Origin of the sequence: Sphingomonas sp. UYEF23 (genome assembly GCF_040546165.1) — a bacterium.
Taxonomy (GTDB): domain Bacteria; phylum Pseudomonadota; class Alphaproteobacteria; order Sphingomonadales; family Sphingomonadaceae; genus Sphingomonas; species Sphingomonas glacialis.
This window is the reverse complement of record NZ_JBEPNG010000003.1, coordinates 378,271-402,167: the sequence shown is the minus strand read 5'-3', so window position 1 is coordinate 402,167 and position 23,897 is coordinate 378,271. Positions and strand designations below refer to the sequence as shown.

General features: G+C 67.3%; 26 protein-coding genes and 1 tRNA gene. 12 read left to right on the top strand and 15 right to left on the bottom strand.

What is annotated here, in order from left to right; all coding sequences use genetic code 11:
- Position 1 precedes the first annotated feature (1 nt).
- The 3 genes from feoB to ABIB28_RS08060 are packed head-to-tail and all read left to right on the top strand — an operon-like array spanning position 2 to position 4,016.
- A complete protein-coding gene (gene feoB / locus ABIB28_RS08070) occupies positions 2–1,864 on the top strand; it encodes a ferrous iron transporter B (protein WP_354287672.1) in 1,863 nt (620 codons plus the stop codon).
- A 26-nt stretch (positions 1,865–1,890) separates the two neighbouring features.
- Complete coding sequence (gene ssb, locus ABIB28_RS08065; RefSeq protein WP_354287670.1) at positions 1,891–2,460, top strand: single-stranded DNA-binding protein; 570 nt, start codon at positions 1,891–1,893, stop codon at positions 2,458–2,460.
- A 32-nt stretch (positions 2,461–2,492) separates the two neighbouring features.
- Positions 2,493–4,016 (top strand): PAS domain-containing protein, encoded by a 1,524-nt coding sequence (locus ABIB28_RS08060; protein ID WP_133191208.1) that lies wholly within the window; start codon positions 2,493–2,495, stop codon positions 4,014–4,016.
- A 37-nt stretch (positions 4,017–4,053) separates the two neighbouring features.
- On the opposite strand, the gene ABIB28_RS08055 is transcribed toward ABIB28_RS08060, so the two are convergent.
- The 5 genes from ABIB28_RS08055 to ABIB28_RS08035 all read right to left on the bottom strand — a co-directional run bounded on the left by ABIB28_RS08055 (position 4,054) and on the right by ABIB28_RS08035 (position 8,252).
- Positions 4,054–4,440 carry a response regulator gene (locus ABIB28_RS08055; RefSeq protein WP_133191210.1) on the bottom strand — a complete coding sequence of 129 codons (387 nt, stop codon included), beginning with the start codon at positions 4,438–4,440 and terminating at the stop codon, positions 4,054–4,056.
- A gap of 68 nt (positions 4,441–4,508) precedes the next feature.
- Positions 4,509–5,105 carry a methionine biosynthesis protein MetW gene (gene metW / locus ABIB28_RS08050; protein ID WP_354287667.1) on the bottom strand — a complete coding sequence of 199 codons (597 nt, stop codon included), beginning with the start codon at positions 5,103–5,105 and terminating at the stop codon, positions 4,509–4,511.
- Positions 5,102–5,527: a GNAT family N-acetyltransferase gene (locus tag ABIB28_RS08045; RefSeq protein WP_354287665.1), complete on the bottom strand. Its 426-nt coding sequence runs from the start codon at positions 5,525–5,527 to the stop codon at positions 5,102–5,104. The genes metW and ABIB28_RS08045 overlap by 4 nt, the downstream gene beginning before the upstream one ends.
- Positions 5,524–6,657: a homoserine O-acetyltransferase MetX gene (gene metX, locus ABIB28_RS08040; RefSeq protein ID WP_354287663.1), complete on the bottom strand. Its 1,134-nt coding sequence runs from the start codon at positions 6,655–6,657 to the stop codon at positions 5,524–5,526. Before metX ends, ABIB28_RS08045 begins: the two co-directional genes overlap by 4 nt.
- 26 nt (positions 6,658–6,683) lie before the next feature.
- Positions 6,684–8,252 carry a flavin monoamine oxidase family protein gene (locus tag ABIB28_RS08035; RefSeq protein ID WP_354287661.1) on the bottom strand — a complete coding sequence of 523 codons (1,569 nt, stop codon included), beginning with the start codon at positions 8,250–8,252 and terminating at the stop codon, positions 6,684–6,686.
- Between the two features lie 96 nt (positions 8,253–8,348).
- Between ABIB28_RS08035 and ABIB28_RS08030 the strand changes: the two genes are divergently transcribed.
- Entirely contained in the window at positions 8,349–9,257 is a 909-nt protein-coding gene (locus ABIB28_RS08030) for a prephenate/arogenate dehydrogenase family protein (RefSeq protein ID WP_354287659.1), read from the top strand.
- 21 nt (positions 9,258–9,278) lie between these two features.
- Here the strand turns inward: ABIB28_RS08030 and ABIB28_RS08025 are convergent, their stop codons facing one another.
- From ABIB28_RS08025 to ftsE, 4 genes are read right to left on the bottom strand one after another with little or no spacing between them, the layout of a single operon-like run.
- The gene (locus ABIB28_RS08025; protein WP_133191222.1) at positions 9,279–9,989 is read right to left on the bottom strand and encodes a lysophospholipid acyltransferase family protein; all 711 of its coding nucleotides are present in this window, start codon (positions 9,987–9,989) and stop codon (positions 9,279–9,281) included.
- Positions 9,986–10,522 carry a YdcF family protein gene (locus ABIB28_RS08020; RefSeq protein ID WP_322161519.1) on the bottom strand — a complete coding sequence of 179 codons (537 nt, stop codon included), beginning with the start codon at positions 10,520–10,522 and terminating at the stop codon, positions 9,986–9,988. Before ABIB28_RS08020 ends, ABIB28_RS08025 begins: the two co-directional genes overlap by 4 nt.
- Positions 10,519–11,412 (bottom strand): cell division protein FtsX, encoded by an 894-nt coding sequence (locus tag ABIB28_RS08015; protein WP_354287656.1) that lies wholly within the window; start codon positions 11,410–11,412, stop codon positions 10,519–10,521. Before ABIB28_RS08015 ends, ABIB28_RS08020 begins: the two co-directional genes overlap by 4 nt.
- On the bottom strand, positions 11,409–12,116 hold the full coding sequence (gene ftsE, locus ABIB28_RS08010; RefSeq protein WP_133191228.1) for a cell division ATP-binding protein FtsE: 708 nt from the start codon (positions 12,114–12,116) through the stop codon (positions 11,409–11,411). The genes ABIB28_RS08015 and ftsE overlap by 4 nt, the downstream gene beginning before the upstream one ends.
- 165 nt (positions 12,117–12,281) lie before the next feature.
- Between ftsE and ABIB28_RS08005 the strand changes: the two genes are divergently transcribed.
- Positions 12,282–12,989, top strand: coding sequence for an MJ0042-type zinc finger domain-containing protein (locus ABIB28_RS08005; RefSeq protein ID WP_189676532.1), 708 nt, complete (start codon positions 12,282–12,284; stop codon positions 12,987–12,989).
- Here ABIB28_RS08005 and ABIB28_RS08000 read toward each other — a convergent pair.
- A complete protein-coding gene (locus ABIB28_RS08000; RefSeq protein ID WP_354287653.1) occupies positions 12,961–14,319 on the bottom strand; it encodes an MATE family efflux transporter in 1,359 nt (452 codons plus the stop codon). The genes ABIB28_RS08005 and ABIB28_RS08000 overlap by 29 nt on opposite strands.
- 110 nt (positions 14,320–14,429) lie before the next feature.
- On the opposite strand from ABIB28_RS08000, the gene ABIB28_RS07995 reads away from it, so the two are divergent.
- From ABIB28_RS07995 to ABIB28_RS07970, 6 genes are all read left to right on the top strand, one after another.
- Positions 14,430–14,516: transfer RNA gene (locus tag ABIB28_RS07995), tRNA-Leu, on the top strand.
- Positions 14,517–14,673: 157 nt separating this feature from the next.
- Positions 14,674–15,747, top strand: coding sequence for a type III polyketide synthase (locus tag ABIB28_RS07990; protein ID WP_354287651.1), 1,074 nt, complete (start codon positions 14,674–14,676; stop codon positions 15,745–15,747).
- Positions 15,744–16,430, top strand: coding sequence for a methyltransferase domain-containing protein (locus tag ABIB28_RS07985; protein ID WP_354287649.1), 687 nt, complete (start codon positions 15,744–15,746; stop codon positions 16,428–16,430). Before ABIB28_RS07990 ends, ABIB28_RS07985 begins: the two co-directional genes overlap by 4 nt.
- Positions 16,409–17,527 carry an NAD(P)/FAD-dependent oxidoreductase gene (locus tag ABIB28_RS07980; protein ID WP_354287647.1) on the top strand — a complete coding sequence of 373 codons (1,119 nt, stop codon included), beginning with the start codon at positions 16,409–16,411 and terminating at the stop codon, positions 17,525–17,527. The genes ABIB28_RS07985 and ABIB28_RS07980 overlap by 22 nt, the downstream gene beginning before the upstream one ends.
- A 16-nt stretch (positions 17,528–17,543) precedes the next feature.
- Positions 17,544–17,966, top strand: coding sequence for a peptide-methionine (R)-S-oxide reductase MsrB (gene msrB / locus ABIB28_RS07975; RefSeq protein ID WP_189676528.1), 423 nt, complete (start codon positions 17,544–17,546; stop codon positions 17,964–17,966).
- Between the two features lie 56 nt (positions 17,967–18,022).
- On the top strand, positions 18,023–20,215 hold the full coding sequence (locus ABIB28_RS07970; protein ID WP_354287645.1) for a transglycosylase domain-containing protein: 2,193 nt from the start codon (positions 18,023–18,025) through the stop codon (positions 20,213–20,215).
- On the opposite strand, the gene ABIB28_RS07965 is transcribed toward ABIB28_RS07970, so the two are convergent.
- The 3 genes from ABIB28_RS07965 to ABIB28_RS07955 are packed head-to-tail and all read right to left on the bottom strand — an operon-like array spanning position 20,191 to position 21,883.
- Positions 20,191–20,865 carry a M48 family metallopeptidase gene (locus ABIB28_RS07965; protein WP_354287643.1) on the bottom strand — a complete coding sequence of 225 codons (675 nt, stop codon included), beginning with the start codon at positions 20,863–20,865 and terminating at the stop codon, positions 20,191–20,193. The two genes, ABIB28_RS07970 and ABIB28_RS07965, sit on opposite strands and share 25 nt — an antisense overlap.
- Complete coding sequence (locus ABIB28_RS07960) at positions 20,862–21,293, bottom strand: YcgN family cysteine cluster protein (protein WP_133191243.1); 432 nt, start codon at positions 21,291–21,293, stop codon at positions 20,862–20,864. The genes ABIB28_RS07965 and ABIB28_RS07960 overlap by 4 nt, the downstream gene beginning before the upstream one ends.
- On the bottom strand, positions 21,290–21,883 hold the full coding sequence (locus tag ABIB28_RS07955; protein ID WP_354287641.1) for an SCO family protein: 594 nt from the start codon (positions 21,881–21,883) through the stop codon (positions 21,290–21,292). Before ABIB28_RS07955 ends, ABIB28_RS07960 begins: the two co-directional genes overlap by 4 nt.
- Before the next feature lie 90 nt (positions 21,884–21,973).
- On the opposite strand from ABIB28_RS07955, the gene ABIB28_RS07950 reads away from it, so the two are divergent.
- Positions 21,974–22,591, top strand: a complete 618-nt coding sequence (locus ABIB28_RS07950; protein WP_354287639.1) for an ankyrin repeat domain-containing protein — start codon at positions 21,974–21,976, stop codon at positions 22,589–22,591.
- 34 nt (positions 22,592–22,625) lie between these two features.
- Here the strand turns inward: ABIB28_RS07950 and ABIB28_RS07945 are convergent, their stop codons facing one another.
- The gene (locus ABIB28_RS07945; protein WP_354287637.1) at positions 22,626–23,138 is read right to left on the bottom strand and encodes an MmcB family DNA repair protein; all 513 of its coding nucleotides are present in this window, start codon (positions 23,136–23,138) and stop codon (positions 22,626–22,628) included.
- A gap of 50 nt (positions 23,139–23,188) precedes the next feature.
- Positions 23,189–23,839, bottom strand: coding sequence for a cell wall hydrolase (locus tag ABIB28_RS07940; protein ID WP_133191251.1), 651 nt, complete (start codon positions 23,837–23,839; stop codon positions 23,189–23,191).
- Positions 23,840–23,897 lie beyond the last annotated feature (58 nt).

The window sequence follows — 23,897 nt, the reverse complement described above, 5'->3', positions numbered from 1 at the left end:
GATGACCGCTGCGCCGCTGGTGGCGCTGGTCGGCAATCCGAATGCCGGCAAGAGCGCGCTGTTCAACGCGCTGACCGGCGCCCGGCAGAAGGTCGGCAATTATCCCGGGGTCACAGTCGAGCGCCATTCGGGCAAGCTGACGCTCCCCGATGGCCGCATCGTCGATCTGGTCGACCTGCCCGGCGCCTATAGCCTCGAACCCTCGAGCCCCGACGAGCGCGTGACGCGCGACTTCGTCACCGGTACGCAGGCGGGCGAGCGGCTGCCCGACGCCCTGGTCGTGGTGGTCGACGCGTCGAATCTCGACAACCACCTCCGCTTCACGCTCCAGCTGATCGCGCTCGGTCTGCCGGTCGTGGTCGCGCTCAACATGTTCGATCTTGCCGAGCGCGACGGGCTGACGCTCGATCCGTTGAAGCTCTCGGCCGAACTCGGCGTGCCCGTCGTGCCGACCGTCGCGGTGCGGCGACGCGGGCTCGACGAGTTGAAGATCCTGCTTGGCGGGATCGTCGATGCCGACGCGGCGATCCGGCTGCGCCCGAGCAATCACGCGATCGGCGAGGATATCGTCACGCTGCAACGCCGCGCGCGGAAGATCGCACAAGCGGCGACGGTCGCGGAAGCGCCGGCGCGACGCTGGGGCAATGCGCTCGATGCGGTTGCGCTGCATCCGGTGTTCGGGCTGGTGCTGCTCTTCGCGATCCTGTTCGTGATGTTCCAGGCGGTGTTCTTTGCAGGCGCCGCGCCGGCAGAGGCGATCGCGGGCGTATTCGATGGCGTGTCGGCGCAGATCAAGGACGTGATGCCCGATTCGGTGCTGCGCTCGCTGATCACCGACGGGATCATCGCGGGCGTCGGCGCGGTGGTGAAGTTCCTGCCGCAGATCCTGATCATGTTCTTCTTCATCCTGGTGCTCGAGGCGAGCGGCTACATGGTCCGCGCCGCGTTCCTGATGGACCGCGTGATGGCGAGCGTGGGGCTGTCGGGGCGCGCATTCATTCCCTTGCTGTCGAGCTTTGCCTGCGCGGTGCCCGGCATCATGTCGACGCGGACGATCGAGGACGAGAAGGACCGGCTCACGACGATCCTCGTCGCGCCGCTGATGACCTGCTCGGCGCGGCTGCCGGTCTATACGCTGGTGATCGGCGCGCTGATCCCCGACACCAAGGTGTTGCCGATCGTCGGGCTGCAGGGGCTGGTGATGCTCGGGCTCTACGTCATGGGCGTGGTCGGCGCGTTCGTCGTCGCTTTCGTGCTGCGCCGGACCGTGACCAAGGGCGCATCGTCGGGCTTTATGATGGAGATGCCGAAGTACCAGCTGCCGCGGCTGCGCGATCTCGCGATCGGGCTGTGGAGCCGTGCGGAAATCTTCCTCAAGCGCGCCGGCACGACGATCGCCTTCACGACCATCGTGCTGTGGGCGTTGCTGAGCTTTCCCAAACCGCCCGAGGGCAGCCCTGTCTCGGCGGTCAATTATTCGGTCGCGGGACGGATCGCCAATACGATCGAACCCGCTTTCCGTCCGATCGGCTTCAATCGCGACATCGTGCTCGCATTGATTCCGGCGATGGCCGCGCGCGAGGTCGCAGTGGCGGCGCTCGGCACCGTCTATGCGATCGACACCGCGGGCGAGCAGAGCGAAACCAAGATGGCGCAGACGCTCCATAAACGCTGGAGCCTGCCGACCGCGCTCGCCTTCCTGATGTGGTTCGTGTTCGCGCCGCAGTGCATCTCGACGATTGCCGTTACCCGGCGCGAGACCAACGGATGGAAGTGGCCCGCCTTCATGGTTGGCTATTTGTTCGCGCTCGCTTACATCGCTGCAGGAGCGGTCTATTGGGCCGCGATCGGATTCGGGCTCTAGCGAGCCCCAGCAGCGGGATTAGGGATATGGCGGGCGGCAGCGTCAACAAGGTGATCATCGTCGGCAATCTCGGGCGCGATCCCGAGAGCAAGTCGTTCCAGAATGGCGGCAAGGTCGTGAATTTGCGCATCGCCACGTCGGAGACGTGGAAGGACAAGAATACCGGCGAGCGCAAGGAACAGACCGAGTGGCATTCGGTCGCGATCTTCAACGAAGCGCTCGGCGGCGTCGCCGAGCGCTATCTGCGCAAGGGTTCGAAGGTCTATATCGAGGGCGCGCTCAAGACGCGCAAATGGCAGGATGCCAGCGGTAACGACAAATATTCGACCGAGATCGTGCTCCAGGGCTTCAACGGCGTGCTGACGATGCTCGACGGCGCGCCCGGTTCGGGCGGCGGCGGCGGCGGCGGTGGTGGCGGCCAGCGCGACGATTTCGGCGGGAATGACGATTTCGGCGGCGGCGGCGGCGGTGGTGGCGGCTACGGCGGCGGTCAGCGCAGCGGTGGTGGCGGGGCACGCGGCGGCGGCGCGCCTGCCGGCGGCGGTGGCCAGCGCGGCGGGTTTGCCGACGATCTGGACGACGACGTACCATTCTGAACCGGGAGCGACCTGTCGCGTTGATGTCGGACATGACCCAAACTTCCCAACCGCCATTGCCGGTTGCACCCGGCTGGCGGATCGACGAGCGCGTGCGCGCTGCGGCGATTGCCGAACACGATATCGAGTCGCTCCGCGACGATGCGGCCTTGCGCCGCATCACCGATTTCGCCGCGGCGTTGTGCGAAGTTCCGGTCGGCCTGGTCAGCATCGTCGAGGCCGAGCGCCAGACCTTCCTGTCGCGCACCGGACTCGATCTGACTGAAACACCGCGCGAAATGTCGTTCTGTGCGTATGCGATGCGCGAGGACGACATCATGGTCATCCCCGACGCGACGCAGGATCCGCGGTTCGCCGACAATCCGCTCGTCATCGATGGACTCGGCATCCGATTCTACGCGGGCGTGCCGCTGGTGCGCGACGACGGCATTCCGCTCGGATCGCTCTGCGTGATCGACACCGTTCCGCGCGCCGGGCTGACCGCGCTGCAGCGCCAGGGCTTGAAGGTGCTCGCCGAGGATGTGCTGCGGCGGCTTGGCGACAGTCGCTCGGCTGCCGCCTCGCGCGCGGCGATCGGCGACAGCGAGGGGCGCTTCCGCACGCTTGCCGACACGATGCCGCAAATGGTGTGGTCGACTCAGCCCGACGGCTTCCACGATTATTACAATGCGCGCTGGTACGAGTTCACCGGAGTCCCCGCCGGATCGACCGATGGCGAGGGTTGGGCGGGCATGTTCCATCCCGACGATCAGGACCGTGCCTGGGCAGTGTGGCAACATTCGCTCGCTACCGGAGAGCCGTACCAGATCGAATACCGCCTGCGCCGCCACGACGGCCAGTATCGCTGGACGCTCGGCCGCGCGCTGCCGATCTTCGACGATACCGGGGCGATCGTCCGCTGGTTCGGCACGTGCACCGACATCCACGAAGCCAAGCTCGCGAGCGAAGAGCGCGAAGTCGTCGCGCAGGAGCTCAGCCACCGCATCAAGAACATCTTTGCGGTGATTTCGGGGCTGATCGGCTTTTCGGCCCGCGCAAATCCGGGCTTTGCCACTGTTGCCGATGATTTGCGCGCGCGCGTCATCGCGCTTGGCCGTGCGCATGATTTCGTCCGGCCGCACAGCGCGCAGTCGCGTCCGGTGGCCGATCAGACGAGCCTCCAGGGCCTGCTCGCCGAGCTGTTCGAACCCTATCAGTCACGCACCGCGTCGCGCATCACCATCAGTGGCGACGACGTCGCGATCGATGACCGTTCGGCCACGCCGATCGCGTTGCTGTTCCATGAGCTTGCCACCAACGCGACGAAATATGGCGCCTTGTACAACGATGACGGTGCGATCCTTGTCCACAGCCGCCGCGTCGGTGACCGGATCGTGATCGAGTGGCGCGAGCGTGGCGGGCCGATGGTGCAAGCGCCGGCCAAGACCGGTTTCGGCTCGCAGCTGATCGAATTGAGCGCAGTCCGCCAGCTCGCCGGGACCGTGGCGCAGCGCTGGGAGCGCAGCGGGCTGGAAGTCGAAATCACGCTGCCCGAAAGCTCGCTCAGCCGGAACTGATGCGCATGGCTGGCCCGGCAGGCCGAGCCGTCACAGCTCAGACGAGCGGAATGAAATCCGCGTGCTCCACCACGTCGAAGTCTGTCGTGGCGGCGGCGGCTGCGGCAAGGATCGCATCGGCGCGGAACGGCTTGCGGACATAGCCGACGGCACCGCTCGGATGGGCGATCTGACCCGGATTTGCCGTTACGAAGATGACCTTCACACCATAGTCGTGTGCGAGCGTCCGCGCCAATTCCGGGCCGGTCGGACCGTCGCGGAGATTGATGTCGACCAGCGCGAAACTGCAGTCCTCGGCGGCATCGAGCGCGCCCGAACGATCCGCGGCAATGGCTTTCACGGCATAGCCCGCGTCCATCAGAATCCGCTCGAGGTCGAGCGCGACGAAAATCTCGTCTTCGACGATGAGGGCAGTGGCGGGCATGACCGTGCGGACCTTGGTTGTGTTACGAAACCAAGTAACCCCGCGTCGGACGCTTTGGTTCCTCGCGCTTATGCCGGTTTGCGCAGCAGGAAGACGGCATGTTCGGCAAGGATGTTGGCCGCTGCGGTCCCGGTACGTTTGTCGCCCGAGAGGAACCACGCCCCTTCGACGACGATTCCGCGCTCAGCCACGAAGCTGCGGAAATCGTCGATCGTGACGTGATGGATGTTGGGCGTGTCGTACCAGCGCTCGGGCAAGAGCCGCGTCACTGGCATCCGGCCGCCCCACAGCAGCGACATCCGCACGCGCCAATGCGCGAAGTTCGGGAACGACACGAATGCCTGGCGGCCGACGCGGAGGAGATGATCGAGCACGGCATCAGGGCGCTTGGCGGTCTGCAGCGTCTGGCTTAGGATCGCGTAATCGAAGCTCGCCTCCGGATATTCGGCGAGATCCACATCGGCGTCGCCCTGGATCACCGACAGCCCGCGCGACACCGCGGCCGCGACATTGCCGGCATCGAGCTCGAGCCCACGCGCATCGACGCGCTTGGTATCGCGCAGCGCGGCCATCAGCGCGCCGTCACCGCAGCCGACGTCGAGGATCCGCGTGCCGGGAGCAACATGCTCGGCGATGATCGCGAGGTCGGGGCGGAGCGCGGTCATGCGCGCAGCGCCGCGGCGAAGGCGGGGTCGAGCCGCTCCATATAGCGTTCGGGTCGGAGCGGGGCGTGGAAGCCGATCGCTTCGTAAACGCCGTGCGCGTCGGCCGTGACGAGCGCGATCCGACGGATGCCCTGATAGTCGGGATGGTCGACGAACCATTGCACCATCCGCCGCCCCAGTCCCTGCCCGCGTGCCGGGGCGTCGATCCAGACATCGGCGATCCAGGCAAAGGTCGCGCGATCGGTGATGGCGCGGGCATAGCCGACCTGTACGCCGTCGCGGTACGCGCCCAGACAGTGCGACCCGGCGATCGTCCGGTCGACCAGATCGCGCGCGATTCCCGGCGACCAGTAACTCGAGGCCAGCCAGGCGTGGATCTGTGCCACGTCGAGCGCGCTCTTGTCGTCGGATACCGTGATCATTCGCCAGCCCTCAGGAAGCCGTTGACGACACGATTCATCTCGGGCGCTTCGAGCAGGAAGGCGTCGTGGCCGTACGGGCTCGACAGCTCGACGAAGCTGACCGGCGCGCCGGCGGCGTTCAGCGCATGGACGATCGCGCGCGATTCGGCGGTCGGGTACAACCAGTCGGTGTCGAAGCTGACGAGGCAAAAGCGTGCCTTGGTCGCGCGGAAGGCGTTGGCGAGCTGCCCGCCATGCTCGCCTGCGAGATCGAAATAATCCATCGCCCGCGTAATGTAGAGATACGAGTTGGCGTCGAAGCGATCGACGAAGCTGATCCCTTGATGGCGCAGATAGCTCTCGATCTGGAAATCGGCGTCGAAGCCGAAGCTGATCGCGCCGTCGGGGCGGTCAGGGCGCGCCTGCAGCCGGCGGCCGAACTTCTCGGTGAGGCCAGCCTCGGACAGATAGGTGATGTGCGCCGCCATCCGCGCGACCGCGAGCCCCGCCGCGGGCGGGTCGCCCGCTTCGTAATAGGCGCCGCCGCGCCATTTCGGGTCGGCCATCACCGCCTGGCGCCCGACTTCGTGGAAGGCGATGTTCTGCGCGGTATGGCGCGCGGTCGAGGCGATCACCACGGCGGCGCGGACCCGGTCGGGGAAGGTCGCGGGCCAGCTCACCGCCTGCATCCCCCCCATCGACCCGCCGACGACGGCCTGCAGCGTCGCGATCCCGAGATGATCGAGCAGCAGCGCTTGCGCGCGCACCATGTCGCGGATCGTGATGACGGGAAAGCTCATCCCCCACGGCGCGCCGGTCGCCGGGTTGATCGTCGCGGGGCCCGACGAACCCATGCAGCTCCCCAGCACGTTCGCGCAGACGATGAAGTGCCGCGCGGGGTCGATCGGCTTGCCCGGGCCGACCATCCGCACCCACCAGCCGGGCTTGCCCGTCACCGGATGCGCCGAGGCGACATGCTGGTCGCCCGTCAGCGCGTGGCACAGCAGGATCGCGTTGCTGGCGTCGGCGTTGAGCGTGCCATAGGTCTCGTAGGCGATCTCGACCGGCGAGAGCAGCACCCCGCCATCGAGCCGGAGCGGCCCCGGCAGGCTGACATGGCGGGCTAGCCCGAAACGCGGATCTTCGCTCATGGCCTGCGGTTAGGCTCGCGCAGGGCTCAACTCAAGCGGCGCGCATGCGCGCGCCCTGCGATGATCGTCTGCGCCGCCAGCCGCCCGGTCTGCGCGCTGCCGTTCATATAGCCGGGATAGGCATCCGACAGATGCTCGCCGGCGAACAGCACCGGACCCGACGGCACCGGCGCCTTCGCCATGCCATCGACCTCGGTCCAGATCAGCCGGCCGAAGCGCGTCAGCTGGCCGGGGCGGAAATTGACATAGGCGCCCATCGACAGCGGATCGCGGTGCCAGGTGCTGCGCCGCGCGAACGCACTCGTCGCCGCGGTGATCCCGGGCAGCCCGGCCTCGGCTTGCGCAGCGAAGCGCTTGGCCAGTGCGGCGGGTTCGGGCGTATCGGCCGCCGCGACTTCGGCGCCACCGAGGAACCACGTCCAGACATCGCCGCTCGCGCCGCGCCCGCGCACGCTACCGTCCCAGCCGCTGGCGACGCCACCGCGCGGATTGGTCTGCCAGATCTCGCCGCCGCGGCCCATCACCTTGTCCCACGGCCGCGCGCTCATCCCGGCCTGGACCTTCATGTTCACGCCAAGCCCGACCTCGGCGATGAAGCGCGTCCACAGCGGCGGCAGCGGAATGCGGAAATCGATCTTCCGCGTGACCGACGCGGGCGTCGTGACGATGACGTTGGCGGCATCGACGGTCTTGCCGTCCGAAAAGACGATCCGCACGCCGGGTCCGAACGGGTCGACCCGCGTCACGCGGCGGTTGGTGGTGATGCGCCCGGTCAGCCGCGCCGCCATCGCCGCGATCAGCGCGCTGCTGCCGCCCTCGATCAGATAGCGTTCGTCGCTGCGGCTGAGCACGTCGATCCGCCGTCCCGAGATCGACGGCAGGTTGAAGACCAGCTCGATCGCCGAGGCCTGCCCCGGCTCGGCGCCATATTCGGTCCGCGCGGTCGCTTCCATCAAGCGGCGGACCCACGGCTCGGGCATCAGCGCGGCGTGCTTGTCGAGATACGAGGTGAAGCTCATCGCATCGAGCTCGAGTGCGACCTTGGCGTAATTCTGGTCGAGCCGCACCGAATCGGCGTCGATCTGCCCGGCGATCCCGCGCAAGGCACCGGCAAGCTTGCCCTCGGGGACTTCCTTGCCGTCGCTCAGGATGACGGTGCGATGCGGCGCGCCCTTGCGGTCGAGCAGCGACAGACCGAATTCGCGCGCGAGGGTGTGCATGTCGGCATGGTCGGTGTTGACGAGCTGCCCGCCCGCCTCGACCGTCGGCTTGCCGGGTTCGCGCGCGGTGTACATCCGCCCGCCGAGCCGCGTCCGCGCCTCGTAGAGCTGCGCATCGATCCCGGCTTGCGTCAGGTGCCAGAGCGCGGTCAGCCCGGCGATCCCGCCGCCGATGATCGCCACCGGGCCGCCGCCCGGCGCGGCGAAGGCGGGACGTGGCAGCGCCGCCGCCGCGCCAGCCGCGCCCAGCGCCAGCAACACCGCACGCCGCGTCTGGCCGGTATCGCCCGCCACCGGCGGGGCGATGCCCGCCTCGCTCAGATTGGCCTGTCGCGCCGCCTCGAGCGCATGCCAGACCGTCTCGCCACCCCGCATTCCCGTCTCCTGCTCGCCGTCTCCTAGCAGGCGCGCGCGACAACGCCAGAGGCGCAAACCTTGCCATGACGCCAGCGATCCGCCATGCGCCGCGCCATGCTGCCCTTCGCCCGCGTCACCATCATCGGGATCGGCCTGATCGGATCCTCGATCGCGCGCGCCACGCGTGCCGCGATGCCGAGCGTCGCGCTGACCGGCTACGACGCCGACGCCGATGTGCGCGCGACCGCCGAGCGGCTCGACATGTTCGACGATGTCGCGAGCAGCAGCGGGGCTGCGGTGATCGACGCCGATCTCGTCATCCTGTGCGTGCCCGTCGGCGCGATGGAAGCCGCCGCGCGCGAATTCGCCGCCGATCTTCCCGCCGATGCCGTCGTCAGCGATGTCGGCAGCTGCAAGGCCGAAGTCGTCCGCGCGCTGACAGCAGCGTTACCGAACGCGACGATCGTGCCGGCGCATCCCGTCGCGGGGACCGAGCGCAGCGGGCCCGAAGCGGGATTCGCGACGCTGTTCCACAAGCGCTGGTGCATCCTGACGCCACCCGAGGGCACCGATGCGCTCGCGGTCGAGCGCGTCGCCGAATTCTGGCGGCGGCTGGGCGCCGAGATCGAAACGATGGCGCCCGATCATCACGACCGCGTGCTCGCGATCACCAGCCATTTGCCGCACCTCATCGCCTATACGATCGTCGGCACCGCGTCGGACATGGAAGAGGTCACGCAGTCCGAAGTGATCAAATATTCGGCGGGCGGTTTCCGCGATTTCACGCGCATCGCCGCGTCCGACCCGACGATGTGGCGCGACGTGTTCCTCGCCAATCGCGAGGCGGTGCTCGACATGCTCCAGCGCTTCTCGGAGGATCTGTCGGCCCTCCAACGCGCGATTCGCTGGGGCAAGGGCGACGAGCTGTTCGATCTGTTCACCAAGACGCGCGCGGTGCGGCGCGGGATCATCGAACAGGGGCAGGACGACCCGGCGCCCGATTTCGGGCGCACGCACGAGTAGCCGCTTCGACTACCCCTGCCGTCACCCGCGCGGCACATCCAGCGCGTTGATCGCGGCGTGGACGCGGCGCTCGGCTTCCTCGCGCGGCAGCCCAGGCGGGATCGGGTCGCCGAAGCGGAACGTCACCGTTCCCGGCACCTTCGGCCCATGCTTCGGCCACACCAGCCCGCTGTCGATCGCCACCGGCACCACCGGGATCTTGAGCATTTGGTACAGCCCGGCGAACCCGGCGCGCAGCTCGGGCTGTTCGCCGGGCTCGACGCGCGTGCCTTCGGGAAAGATCAGGATCGAGCGCTTCGCCGCCAAGGCCGCCCGCGCATCGCGCAGCATCCGCCGCAACGCGCCCGCCGACGCCTCGCGATCGACGACGATGACGCCATAGCGCTTCGCCGCCCAGCCCCACACCGGAATGTCGGTCAGTTCCTGCTTCATCACGATCGCGGGGTTGCGCAGCATCCGCCCGAGCTCGAGCGTCTCGTACATCGACTGGTGCTTCGCGGCGTACAGCACCGGCGCGCCGCCGAACGCCATGTCGCCGAAGCGCCCGCCCTCGATCCGCTGATCGATCCTGAGGATGTGGCGCGTCGTCCAGCCGTGCCAGCGCGTCCAGAAATGCGTGTGCGCGACGAGCGCGCGCCAGCTGATCAGTGCCGAGATCGGCGTCGTCAGCACAATCGGCACCGATCCGCCGTAGAATAGCAGCTTGAACAGCAGGTTGCGCAACGCGGTCATGTGGCGGCCCCGATCAGCAACGCGACGCGCCGCACCAGCAATTTGTTGTATTCGCCGATCAGCAGCCGATAGCGCGGGCTGCTCGGCACGCCGTCGCCGATCACGCTCGCATCGCCGTCCAGCGCATTCACGAGCTCAAGCCTGGCGCGTGCGAGGTGCCAGTCCGACGTGACCAGCCGCACCGAGGTGTATTTATGGTCGCGCACCCAATCCGCGGTTTCCTCGGCGTTCGAGCGCGTATCGACGGCCTCGTGGCCGAGATCGATGCAACAGCGGAACAGCGCCGGGCTGACGCGATATTCGTGCGCAAGTTCGCCCGGCTTCACTTCGGGCGCGACGCCACTGATCAGCATACGCTGTCCAGCATGCGCCTTGAGCAGGGCCAGCCCGCGGTCGATCCGCCCTGCCCCGCCAGTCAGCACGACGATCGCGTCGGTCTTGGGCCCGTCGACCGGGGCGGGCATCGTCTTGAGAAAGATCGCAAAGCCGATCGCGTAGAGCAGGGCCAGCACGGCGAGGAAACGCAGGATCATAGATATTTGCCGAGCGTACCGAGCACCGCCTGGCGCGCGGCGAAGGTCGCAAGCAGGGCAAACGCGATCGGCAATCCGGCGAGCACGATCCAGTCGCGCACACCGAGCGTCAGGCCCGCGAGCAAATCCGAGCCAAGCGCGCGCAATTGCCAGCCGATCACGCCGACCATGACGAAGGCGAGCGCAGTCCCGAGCAACCCGCCGACCAGCGTATCGAGCGCGATCCGGCGCTGGAACAGCCGTGCGACCTGGACGTCGGTCGAGCCCAGCATATGGAGCACCTCGATCGTCGCACGGTGCGTTTCGAGCCCCGCGCGCGCCGCAAGAATGACCACCGCCGCGGTCGCCGCCGCCATCAGCAAGACGAGTCCGCCGGCCAGCCACGTCACCATCGCCATGAAATCGCGCACCGGCGACATCCAGCTTTCATGCCGATCGATCCGCGCCGACGGCGCGACGCGCCGGACCGCAGCGCGCACGCGCGCCACCGCGGCGGCATCCGCCACACCCAGGTCGACATCGATCATCGCGGGGATCGGCAGATCGGGGTCGGCCGCGTCGCTGCCGAGCCAGGGCCGCAGCAGTGTCGCAAGCTTGGCATGATCGACCTCGACCGCGCGCGTCACGTCGCGCGTCGCCTTGAGCGCGGCCAGCGCGCGCGCGGCCTGGTCGAGCCGCTTGGCCTCGACCGGCTCGACGATCTGGACGGTGAGCCGCCCGGCAAGCTGGCGATCGAGCAGCGCCGCCGCGCCGAGCGTCCCCAGCCCGAGCGCTGCCGCCAACACCGTCAGGAACAGCATGATCGCCATGATCCACGTCATCACCCGCGTGCTGTGGCTCTCGTCGAGCAGGCGCCGGTCGGGGGTCGAGGCGATCAACGCGACGCTCATTCGCCGTTCGCGGGCGGCGGGAAGCGCAGAGACCCGGTCGGATCGAGCAAGCGCCCCTTGTCGAGCCGCATCATGTGCGCGTTCTGGATCCGCCCGAGCAGGTGGAAATCGTGCGTTGCAACGACGACGGTCGTGCCGAGCCGGTTGAGCGAATCGAACAGATGCAGCAGCCGCTCGGCCATGTCGGGATCGACGTTGCCGGTCGGCTCGTCGGCGACGAGGATTTCGGGCCGGCCGATCACGGCGCGCGCGATCGCGACGCGCTGCTGCTCGCCGCCCGACAGCGTTTGCGGCTTGGCGGTGATGCGGTCGCTGAGGCCCACCCAGTCGAGCATTTCGCGCACCGGCGCATCGATATCGCTTTCGGGAACGCCCGAAACACGCAACGGCAGCGCGATATTGTCGAACGCCGAAAGATGCGGCACGAGCCGGAAGTCCTGAAACACCACGCCGATCCGCCGCCGAAACCCCGGCAGCCGCGCGCGCGGCAGCGTCACCGCATCCTCGCCGAACAGCCGGATGTTGCCGCGCGTCGGGCGCTGCGCGAGATAGAGCAACCGCAGCAGCGAGGTCTTGCCAGCGCCCGATGCGCCGGTCAGAAAATAGAACGCGCCACTCGACAGGGTGAAGCTGACATCGGTCAGCGTCTCCTGGCTGGTGCCGTAGCGTAGCCCCACATTCTCGAACTGGACGATATTCGCCATGGTGGCGCGTGTTGCTCGCTTCTGATCGTATGCCCCAGTCCTGCATCGCACGATCCGCCACGCCGCCACAAGCGGGCACGCGTCGCGGCGCTTGCAGCCGATCTGCGAAAGGCGTAGATTTCGCGATACGTTGCCAGCGGTCGGCAACGGGGCCAAAGCCGTATCATGATCCTCGAATGTACCGAGTGCCACACGCGTTACCTCGTTCCCGACACTGCGATCGGGCCCGATGGGCGCACCGTGCGCTGCGCCAGTTGCAAGCATAGCTGGTTCCAGGAGGGCGTTGCCGCCGAGACTGCGGACACGCGCAGCGAAGCGCCCGTCGCCGTCGAAGCCCCGCGAGTCGAAACGCCGGTGGCCGATACGTCGCCGCCCGCCGAGCAGCCTCTACCGGTCGAGCCCGCCGCTCCCAGCTACGACGCCTTTGACCACGCACCACCGTTTCGCGCGCGGCGTAACCCGGCAAAGCGTGCAACCGTCGCTGCGCTCGCCGCGGGCGTCGTGATGCTCGCCGCGTTCGGCGGCATCGTCTATTCGGGCGCCCCCGGGCTCGCGCGCGACCTGTTCCAGCCCAATGCCGGCACCCCGCTCAAGATCGTCAGCAAGCCGATCGACCAGCATGTCTTCAACGGCAACGAGATCTTCGCGGTCAGCGGCACCGTGCTCAACCCGACCGATTCGCCGCAGCCCGTGCCCGACATCCGCGCCGATCTGCGCGATTCGCAACGCCGCATCGTCTTCAGCTGGATGATTCGGCCCGAGGCCAACACGCTCGCGCCGCGCGGCAAGCTCGAATTCAACAGCGCCAAGCTCGACGTGCCGGTCAACGCCAAGGAACTGGTGCTCAGCTTTTCCGGCGAAACCGCGCGCTGACCAGCGCAAAGCGCGCGCCGTGAAGCACGGTCGCGGCGACCATTCCGATTCCCGAGGCATAGACCAGTCCGATCGGCCCGGCGCCGTGGTGTACCAGCAACCAGCCAGCACCGCCGGTGATGAGGAAGAAGGCGACGATGCTGTTGATCCCCGTCACCACCTGATCGCCGAGCGAACGCAGCGTGTAGACGATCACGACCTGCACCCCGTCGAACAGGATGAACGGCGCCCAGACCGGTAGCATCGCCAGCGCCACGCCGTGGACGCCAGCAGCGGCGGGGAACAGCGCGACGATCGTGCCGCGCCCGAGCACGATCAGGATCGCCAGCACGCCTGTCGCCAGCGCCGCCAGCGCCATCGCGATCAGCGCGCGCGGAATCGCCAGTGCCGGAGTCTCCGCGCCGACCGCATTGCCGGCACGGACCCCGGCGGCCGATCCGAGCCCCAACGCGACGCCGAACACGACATTGTGGACCGCAAAGACGATCTGGAAGGCGTGCGCGGTTACCGCACCGAAATCGGTCGACAGGGCGATCAGGATCGAGAAGCCGGCGAGCTCGAGCCCCGAGGCGAGCGCGGGTACGATCCCAAATCGCGCAAGGCCCCCCGCCCCGCGCAGTGCCGTCGCCCACGCCGCGCCCGACAGATCGCGCACGCCGCGTTCGCGTGCCTGCGGGACGGTCCACGCCGCGCCCAGCATCGCCGCCGCGCCGAGCGATGACGCCATGGCCGTCGCGAGCGCAGCCCCCACCGCGCCGAGCGCAGGAAAGCCGAGATGCCCGCCCGACCAGGCCCAGGCGAGCAGCGCATTGATCGGTAGCACAGCGAGGTTGACGCCCATTACACGACGCGGTCGCGCAATGCCTTCGAGAAAGAAACTTGCCGCGATCATCGCCAGTTGTGTGGGATAGCAGAGCGCCATCACCCGCACCACGCGCGCCGCCGGATCGACCAGCGCCGGCGCCACGCCGATCGCCGCCAACAACCGCTCGGCGAACAGTCCAAAGCCGAGCGCGCCGCCGAGACCCAGCAACACCGCCAGCACGAGCCCGGCGCGCAACGTCGCCCCCGTCTCGGGCAAATCCTTCGCGCCGTCCGCTCGAGCAGAGAAGACCAGCGTTCCCGACAGCCAGGCGAGCCCGCCGACGATGGTCACGAAGGTCAGCGCTCGGCTCGCGCCAAGGGCTGCGACCTGATCGGTGCCGGTCAGCCCGACGACCACAATGTCGGTCACGCTCAGAATCGTCCAGTTGAGGCTCGTCAGCATGACCGGCCACGCAAGCGCGAGAATGCGGCGCGTTTCGTCGAGCAGGGGGCGGTGGCGCGGCATCCCGCGCTGCTACTCTGAACGCAATCGATGCGATAGGCGTTGCACTCCCCGAAAGCCTTTGCTAGGGGCGCTCGCCTACCAGCTGCCGGGTTCGCCCGGCGATGTTACGTGCGGCCGTGGCGGAACTGGTAGACGCGCAACGTTGAGGTCGTTGTGGGCGAAAGCCCGTGGAAGTTCGAGTCTTCTCGGCCGCACCACTTTTTCTGGAAATCGCTGCCACGCACGGGACACCGTGACGTGGCGGTCGATCCTTTCGGCTAAGTCCCATGGATTCTACGGCCTCTTGCGGATCGTACCGACTGGCGTAGCGTTGTCTCCGAACCGGACGTACCGCCGGCCCTGTGAAAGCCTCGCTTGCCTAGCACCGCTCATATCATCGCGATCGGCACCGCCGTTCCGGATCACGACATTCATCATGCCTTTATCGACTGGGCGCGTGCGCGTTTGCCCGACTCGCGCTCGGCGAAGATCTTCGACCGGATGGCGGGCCGCGCCGGTATCGGGCATCGTTGGTCGGTGCTGCCGATCGGGGACGATGGCGGGTCGCCCGTCGCTATGGGTGGCTTCTACGCGCGCGATCTGCTGCCCGGCACTGCAGAACGCATGCAACTCTACGCGCAATACGCCCCTGCGCTCAGCCTGGCCGCGATCGATGTGCTACGGGCCCAAGTCCCGCTCGACGGCATTACCCACCTGGTCGTCGCGAGCTGCACCGGCTTCGTCGCCCCCGGGATCGACCAGATCGTTGCCGCGCGACTCGGGCTCGATCCGTCGGTCGAGCGGCTGCTGGTCGGGTTCATGGGCTGCTACGCCGCTGTCGCGGCCTTGCGCAGCGCGCGCCACATCGTGCGCTCGGATCCCGCTGCGCGCGTGCTCGTCATCTGCGTCGAGCTCTCGACTCTTCATCTTCAGGACACGCCTGCGCTCGAGCCCCTGCTCGCAATGCTGCAATTCGGTGATGGCGCGGCCGCAGCATTGGTCACCGCCCAGCCGCAAGGTCTCGCGCTCGGCCAGCCCTTCGCAACCACCCTCCCCGATTCGGCCGAGCTCATTCGCTGGGACATTACCGATCGCGGCTTTGCGATGCATCTGTCGGGCGAAGTCCCGGCGCGTATCGCCGCCGGATTGAGCGACCCGGTCTTCGCCGCCGCCGCGACCGGGGGGCGCGCACCCGCCGATATCGATGGCTGGGCGATCCACGCGGGGGGTCGCTCGATCCTCGATGCGGTCGAGACGAGCCTCGCCTTGCCTGCCGATGCGCTGACGGAATCGCGCGGCGTGCTCGCCGACAATGGCAACATGTCGTCGGCAACCTTGATGTTCGTGCTCGCGCGTTTGCTCGCCGGGCCACCGATTCGTGAAGGCGTAGCGCTCGCGTTCGGCCCCGGCCTCGCCGCCGAAGGGTTCGGCTTTCGGAGCGCCGCATGATGCTCGAGCGGCGCGCCATCGCCGAAGAGCTGATGGATGCCGATGATTTGGCGCCCGACATCTATGCCGCGGTCGTCGGCGATCTTGCCAAGGTGAACGTCGTGACGATGGCGGCGCGACCGACACTCGACTTCCTGCGCCGCGGAACCAAGGGGCGCCCCCACCTAAAGCTGCTCGACGTCGGCTTCGGCGATGGCGACATGCTGCGGCGAATCGCGCGCTGGGCAGCGCGGCGCGGAATTGCGGCCGACCTTGTCGGTGTCGACCTCAACCCGCGCAGTGCGCTTGCCGCGGCTGCCCACACGCCGGCCGATCTGCCCATTCGCTACGTGAGCGGCGACTATGCCGATCTTGCCGGGCAAGGCTGGGATTTCGTCGTGTCGAGCCTCGTGGCGCACCATATGGACCACGATCAGCTGATCGCCTTCCTGCGCTTCATGAAGGTGGAAAGCGCGCGCGGCTGGCTGGTCAACGATCTCCACCGCCACGGCTTCGCCTATCGTGGCTTCCCCCTGCTCGCCACGCTCGCGCGCTGGCACCGAATCGTCCGGCACGACGGCACACTGTCGATCGCTCGCTCGTATCGCCCCGCCGAATGGCCCCCGATCCTCGCCGAAGCCGGCGTCTCCGCGCGTGTCTATCGCGCCTTCCCGTTTCGGTTATGCGTCGAACACCTGCGCTGATCCTCGGCGGCGGCCCCGCGGGCGCGAGCGCCGCGATCGTGCTTGCGCGCGCTGGAGCGCCGCATTTGCTCATCGAGCGAACCCGCGAGACGGGCGATGCGATCTGCGGCGGTTTCCTGAGCTGGCGCACCCTCGAATCCCTCGCACGGCTCGGCGTCGCCCCGGACGCGCTCGGTCCCGCGCGCGTGACCACGGTACGCGTGCTTTCGGGCAGCCGCGTCGTCGAGACACGCCTCCCACGCCCGGCGCATGGCGTGTCGCGGCATTTGCTCGACACGGTAATGCTGAAGCGCGCGATCGAAGCTGGCTCGGCGGTCGAGCGCGGGGTGACCGTGCGCGGCGTCGATGGCTTGACGGCACGGCTCGACGACGGTGCGGATCTCGCCGCCGACACGCTGTTCCTAGCGAGCGGCAAGCATGACGTCCGCGGCGCGGCACGCCCGGCCGCGGCGCGTGGCAGCGATCCCGTACTCGGCTTGCGCGTGCGTATTCCCGCGGCGCTCGGGCTCGACGCCCTGATCGGCGAGTCGATCGAACTCCATCTGTTCGACCGCGGCTATGTCGGCATCGTCCGGCAGGAGGATGGCAGCGCCAATTGCTGCCTCGCGGTCCACCGCTCGGCGTTGATCGAAGCGGGCAGCCCCGCCGCCTTGCTCGACCAGCTCGGGCGCGACCATCCGCGGCTCGGCGAACGCTTCGCGTATCGCAGCGGCAGCGAAGCGATCGATGCGATCGCCAACGTTCCCTATGGCTGGCGCGCGCTCCACGGCGCGCCCGGGCTGTTCCGGCTCGGCGACCAGGCTGGCGTCATCCCGTCGCTCGCCGGCGAGGGCATGGGCATCGCGATCGCCAGTGGCATTCGCGCAGGCCATGCCTATCTAGGGGGCGGTGCGGCAGCTGCCCCCGGCTTTCAGCAGGGATTTGCGCGCGCCACTGCCAGACCGATCCGTCTTGCCGGACTCGTCCGCGACGCCGCTGAGCGCCCGGCCCTCACCGGGTTCGCGCTTCCGCTGCTGCGGCAGATCCCGGGACTGATCGAGATTATCGCCTCTTTGACCCGGATCGGCCATTCCCGGCTTGACCGGACGCCCAGCTAATTGGAAAAACCTCCGCATGGATCACATCACCCTGTCCGAAACGGAGTGGCGCAAGAAGTTGAGCCCCGAGGCCTATCACGTGCTCCGCGAAGCCGGCACGGAGCGCGCCTTTTCCGGCCGTTACGACAACAACAAGGCCGATGGCATCTATCGCTGCGGCGGATGCGCACTGCCGTTGTTCGATTCGGCCGACAAATATGATTCGGGATCGGGCTGGCCGAGCTTCACCCAGCCGATCTCGCCCGAGCACGTCATCGAGCATAGCGATGTCAGCCACGGCATGGTTCGCACCGAAGCGCGCTGCGCGCGCTGCGACGGCCATCTCGGCCATGTCTTCCCCGACGGCCCGCCGCCGACCGGCCTGCGCTATTGCATGAACTCGCTCAGCCTCGACTTTCGCGCCCGAGAGAGTGCCGGCAGCGACGAGATGAAGGACTAAGCTAGCCGGCTACGGCTTGTCGGGGTGCCCGGCAAAGCCTAACGCTACGCTGCTTCATGGCCCGCTCATCCGCTCCTTCGCCCCGCTCCAAACGCGCGCCTGCCTGGCGCCGTTGGAGCGTCTTTGTTCTCCAGCTTGGCGCGGGGTTCGCGCTGCTCGGGGCGATCGTGCTCGCGATCACCGTCTATGTGTCGGAAGGGCAGCTGCCGAGCTTTGATGCGTTGAAATCGTCGCCCAACGGCCAGATGATCCGCGTCCACGCCGCCGACGGCACGGTGATCGTGTCGATGGGGCCGAGCTATGGCGAATGGCTACCGTATGACCGCATCCCCAAGGTGATGCGCGACGCGATGATTTCGGTCGAGGATCGTCGCTTCCGCTCGCATATCGGGGTCGACCCGATCGGGATGGTGCGCTCGATCCAGGTGCGCATCGAGCGCGGGCATTGGCGCCAGGGCGGATCGACAATCACGCAGCAGATTGCGCGCAACATCTTCCTCAATTCGAACAAGCAGTGGGGCCGCAAGGTCCGCGAGGGGATTCTCGCGCTCGCGCTCGAACGCAAGTTCAGCAAGGACGAGGTGCTCGAGCTCTACCTCAACAAGGTTTATTTCGGCGGCGGCGCGTACGGGATCGATGCCGCATCGCGCAAATTCTTCGGGCACGGCGCCGATCATCTCAGCCTGACCGAGGCGGCGGTGATCGCGGGGCTCGTCAAGGCGCCTTCCAATTACTCTCCGACCGCCGATATCGCGGCTGCGCGCGGTCGTGCCGGAGTCGTGCTCAAGCTGATGCAGGAAACCGGCGTGATCACGCCGGCGCAAGCCGACGAGGCCGAGATCGACAAGGTCGCCTTCGTCCCCGAGGCGCGGCAGAACAGCGTGCGCTATTTCACCGACTGGGCGCTCCCCCAGCTCGAAATGCTGATCGACGAGACGCAGCGTCCGCTCGAAGTATGGACCACGCTCGACCTCACCATGCAGCGCGCCGCCGATGCGGCAATCCAGCAGAATGCTCCGCGCGGCGCGCAAGGTGCGCTCGTCGCGATCGACCGCGATGGGGCGGTGCGCGCGATGGTCGGCGGGACGGATTATGTCAGCTCGATCTACAATCGCGCGACGCAGGCGATCCGGCAGCCCGGATCGGCGTTCAAGCTGTTCGTCTATCTCGCCGCGCTCGAGGCCGGGCATAAGCCTGAGGATTCGATCGTCGACGAGCCGATCACGATCGATGGCTGGAGCCCTCGCAACGATTCGCGCCGCAACAGCGGTGCAGTGAGCTTGCGCACGGCGTTCGCATATTCGCTCAACACCGTCGCCGCCAAGCTCGGACAGGAAGTCGGCTTCTCGACCGTCGCCGACATGGCACGGCGGTTCGGCATCACCACCAAGGTCAACACGCATCCCTCGATGGTGCTTGGCACCTCCGAGGTCCGTTTGCTCGACATGACGCGCGCTTTTGCGAGCGTCGGCAACAAGGGCGTCGCGGTCACGCCGTACGGCATCACCAAGGTGACCGCATCGGGCGAGACGATCTACGCGCAATCGGTCGATACCAGTCATGTGCTGGTCGCGCCCTATGTCGCTGCGGAAATGACCGACCTGCTCCAGACGACGGTCAATACCGGCACCGGCAAGGCTGCCCAGATCGGACGCCCGGTCGCGGGCAAGACCGGGACGACGACGTCGAGCAAGGATGGCTGGTTCCTCGGCTTCTCGAGCGGCCTCACCACCGGTGTGTGGATGGGGCGTGACGATGCCAAGCCGATCGCCGGGCTCCACGGCGGCACGGCGCCGGCCAAGGCGTTCGCCGCCTTCATGCGGACCGCGGTCGCATCGCGCCCGGTCGAACAGTTCGATACCAAGGTGACGCTGCCCGAATATCAGCTCGAACCCGACCAGGAATCGTATTTCGGCGAGGCGGATAACGGCCTGTTCGTCGACGAGAACGGCAATCCAGTCGATTCGGGACGCGCGACGCCGGCTGAGCCGCAAGTCGATGCCGACGGCAATCCGATCGTCCCGCGCAGTGCGGATCCGCGCATCACCCGTGGGTCAGATACCCAGCCGCAGACCGAGCAGAACCGCCCGGACGATACCCAGCGGCTCGATCAGGGCTGGCTCGACCATGTCCTCGGACGCGATGCCCCCCGCCCTGCCCCCAATCCGAATCGTGTCCCGCGCGATCGACCAGCGATGACGCCGCCCGACCGCTACGACGAGCGTCAGGACTCGCGGCCGACCCAGTGAAGCGCCGCGCCGTTGGCGCGTAGCCAGCGGCGTGATTCGTCGGGATCGCGTTCGTCGAGCATTTCGAGCACGCGGTAGAAGCGCGCGCTATGGTCCATGTGGAGCCGATGCGCAACTTCGTGCGCGACGGTCGATCGGCGGACGAAATCGGGCATCAGGATCAACCGCCAGCTGTAACGAATTGTCCCCGACGAGGCGCAGCTTCCCCAGCGCGTCTTGGGATCGCCAACCGCGACCTTGGTGACGGTGACGCCTGCCCGATCAGCGAACTCGTCGGTCTCCGAGCTCAACACCCGTAGCGCTTCGCGCTTGAGCCAAGTCGCGATCCGTCGCGACACGCCATCGAGCGTACCCCCGCAGAGCAAAGTATCACCGACGCGCTTCACCGTACGGGATGCGCTCGGCTCCCAGGCGATCGTCAGGCAAGCGTCGCCGAACGGAATAGTCCCGCCGGGCTTGAACGGCTGCGCTTGTGGCAAACGCGCGCGTTGCTCGGCAATCCACCCGGCCTTTTCCTCGGCCCAGGCGAGCGCCTTTTTGAGCGGCGCGCGCGGCGGCAGGACCAAGCGTACGCGCCCGGTCGCGCTATCGACCGACAGTCGCGCGCGCCGCGCTCGCGCGTTGCGGACGACCTCGATCGCGCTGCTCACAATTCGCGGTCGACCAGATGATATTCGAGCTCGCCGGCATCATCTTCCGAAATCGTCCAGCCGCGCACCGATTGCCCAGCGCGGTGCACCGACTCGCGGTCGCCCGACACGAGATAATGCCAGTCGTGGAGCGGCTCGTCGGCGGCGCGCAGACGATAGGCGCAGGTCGCCGGCAGCCAGTCGATCGTGCGGACATTGTCGCGGCTCAATCGCACGCACTCGCTGACATAGGCGTGGCGATGTTTGTAGTTCGAGCATTGCGCCGTCGCGCGATCGAGCAGACGGCACGACACGTTCGTCGGCAGCAGCTCGCCCGTCTCCTCATCCTCGAGCTTGTGGACGCAGCATTTGCCACACCCGTCACACAAGGCTTCCCACTGCCCGCGATCGAGCGTGTCGATCGGTTCTTCCCAGAATTTTCCGCTCATTTCACCCACCGGTCGAGCTCGGCCGCGACATCGCTCGGCGACTTGTCTGCGGGCAGGAGAACCACTGGCTTGCCAGCCGGATCCATCAGCACCGCGAAGCGGCTGTGCGCGACGAGATACGCGCCCTCGGCATTGGGTTTCTCGAGTTCGACGGTGACGCCGTACCCCTTGGCGACCGCCGCGATGGTTTCGGGCGAGCCGGTCAGCCCGACCATTCGCGAATGGAACGCCGCGACATAGGGTTTGAGCACGGCGGGCATATCCCGCTTCGGATCGACCGAGACGAAGATCGGCACGACTGTTGCCGCCCGCTTCGCATCCTGCGCCTCGAACGTACGCAGCCCCGCGCCGATCGTCTGGAGATCGGTCGGGCACACATCGGGGCAGAAGGTGTAGCCGAAATACATGATGCGATAGCGACCGGCAAAGTCGCGATCGCTGCGCGGCTTTCCGTCCTGATCGATCAATTGGAACGGGACACCGATCTTGACCCCGTCGAGCGGGGCGCGGGTCGGGGCGGGAGAGCCGCTACAGCCGACCGTCGATGCGGTCAGCAACAGCGCGCACAGCGTGCGGGCAATCTGGTTCATGGCATCGCCAGCCATGATCTGTTAGTCCGATCGGCGCAAGCTTTTGAGCTTTTCCCGATCGCATCGCTCGACCTAGCCAGGACCTTTTCGATGACCCTTCGTACTGCACCGCTCGCCTTCGCCTTGCTCGTGGCCACGCCGCTTGCGCTGGTTTCGACGCCCGCCGTGGCGCAGATCGGTCAGTCGGCCGGATACAAGTTCCTCCAGTCGGTGAAAGACGCGAAGAACGATGAAGTGATCGCCGCGCTCGAGAAGCCTGGCGTGACCTTGGTCAACACGCGCGATCGCTCGACTGGCGAAGGTGCGCTCCACATCGTCGTGCGGCGCGGCGACATGGCCTATGTTTCGTATCTGCTGTCGAAGGGTGCCGACGCCAATCTCCGCGACGACAAGGGCGAGACCGCGATGCTGCTGGCGACCCGGCTCGGGCGCAAGGAAATGGTCGATGCGCTCGCCAAGAGCGGGGGCAACGTCAACCTCGCCGACGCGCGCGGCGAGACGCCGCTCATTATTGCGGTCCAGCGCCGAGACCAGTCGCTCGTGCGTACCTTGCTCGATCTGGGCGCCGATCCCGACCAGGCCGATCATCTCCAGGGCTTTTCCGCGCGCGAATATGCACAGCAGGACAAGCGCTCGCCGAGCATCGCGCAAATGATCGAGGCCAGCCCCAAAAAGGTTCGCAAGGCAGTGTCAGGGCCAACGCTCTGAGATTGCTCCACGTGGAACACTCGGAGGGCGTCGCCTAAAGCATGACCTGTGCTTCGGGATCGGTGAGCGCGATCAAGCGCCGCCCTGCCCGACGCCCGAACGCGAGCGTCGCGCGCTTACGCGTCGCTGCCGACAACGGCTCGGTATGCGCATCGCGGACCACCGCGGCATCGTAGCGATCGGCGACGATGATCCCTGTGCGCTCGGGGAGGAAAGCCGCGCCATCGAGCGGCGATGCGTCGAACCCCGCAGGGACCGCCCAATAATAGCGATCACAGCATCCGAGATAGTCGGTCCATTTGCCATCGCCGAGCAGATCGGCGCGCGAGACCTTGATTTCGACAATGACGATCTGGCCGCGCGCATCGATCGCCATCAGATCGGCGCGACGATTGCCATCGAGCGGCACCTCGCTCAGTGCGACCAGGTCGTGGCGAAGCAGCATCCGGGTCGTCCCGCGCGCGACATCGGCCGCGCAGAGCGACGAGCCGGCAAATTCGGCGCAGGCGCCACTGGGAAATGCGGAAGGATCGGGCGTGCGGAGCATCACCCGACCCTAGAACATTTCACGAACGCGTCCAAGAGGACGCGCGCGTCTCAGCGGTAGAAAAGATGGTTGCCGATCGCAGCGACCTGAACGCGGTGCCAGCCCGGCGCAGCGCGGCGCGCGTGAAAGTACATCGCGTCCGACGCGGGGCTGTCCCACGCATCGGCGAGTGCGACACGCGCAACGGCGACGGCGGTGCGATACTGCTTGTTCGGGGCGATGTCGGGGACATGGCCGCCGCGAACGAAAGAGAACTGACCCTTCTGGGTCACAACCGAACACACGCCCTTGGGGAAGCGCCCCGACTTCGAACGGTTGAGGATCACTTCGGCGACAGCGAGCTGGCCGCTCAGCGGTTCGCCCTTGGCCTCGAAATAGATCGCGCCGGCCATGCACTGAAGCTCGTCATTCATCGCTTCGGGGCCAGGCTGCGCCGCGACGGCGGCATCGAGCGTACCATAAGCGACGGTATCGCCATCCTGCTCTGCGTCGGACTCTTGTGAAGGAGCGGTTACGGGATCAGCCGACTGGGTCGTGGCGATCGCCGGGATCATCTGGGGCGTCTGCGGAACCGAAAGCGCGGACGGCACGTTGATAGCACGATTGATTTCCTGGGCGAACCCAGGCGTTCCGAAGCCGATGAGAGCAGCGACGGTAAAGGTCAGCGTCACGATGGATGCGACGCGGTTCGAAAACGACATGAAGACGACTAAAATGCGGTTGGTGCACGGATAGGGTCGACATACGTCGCCCTTCCGG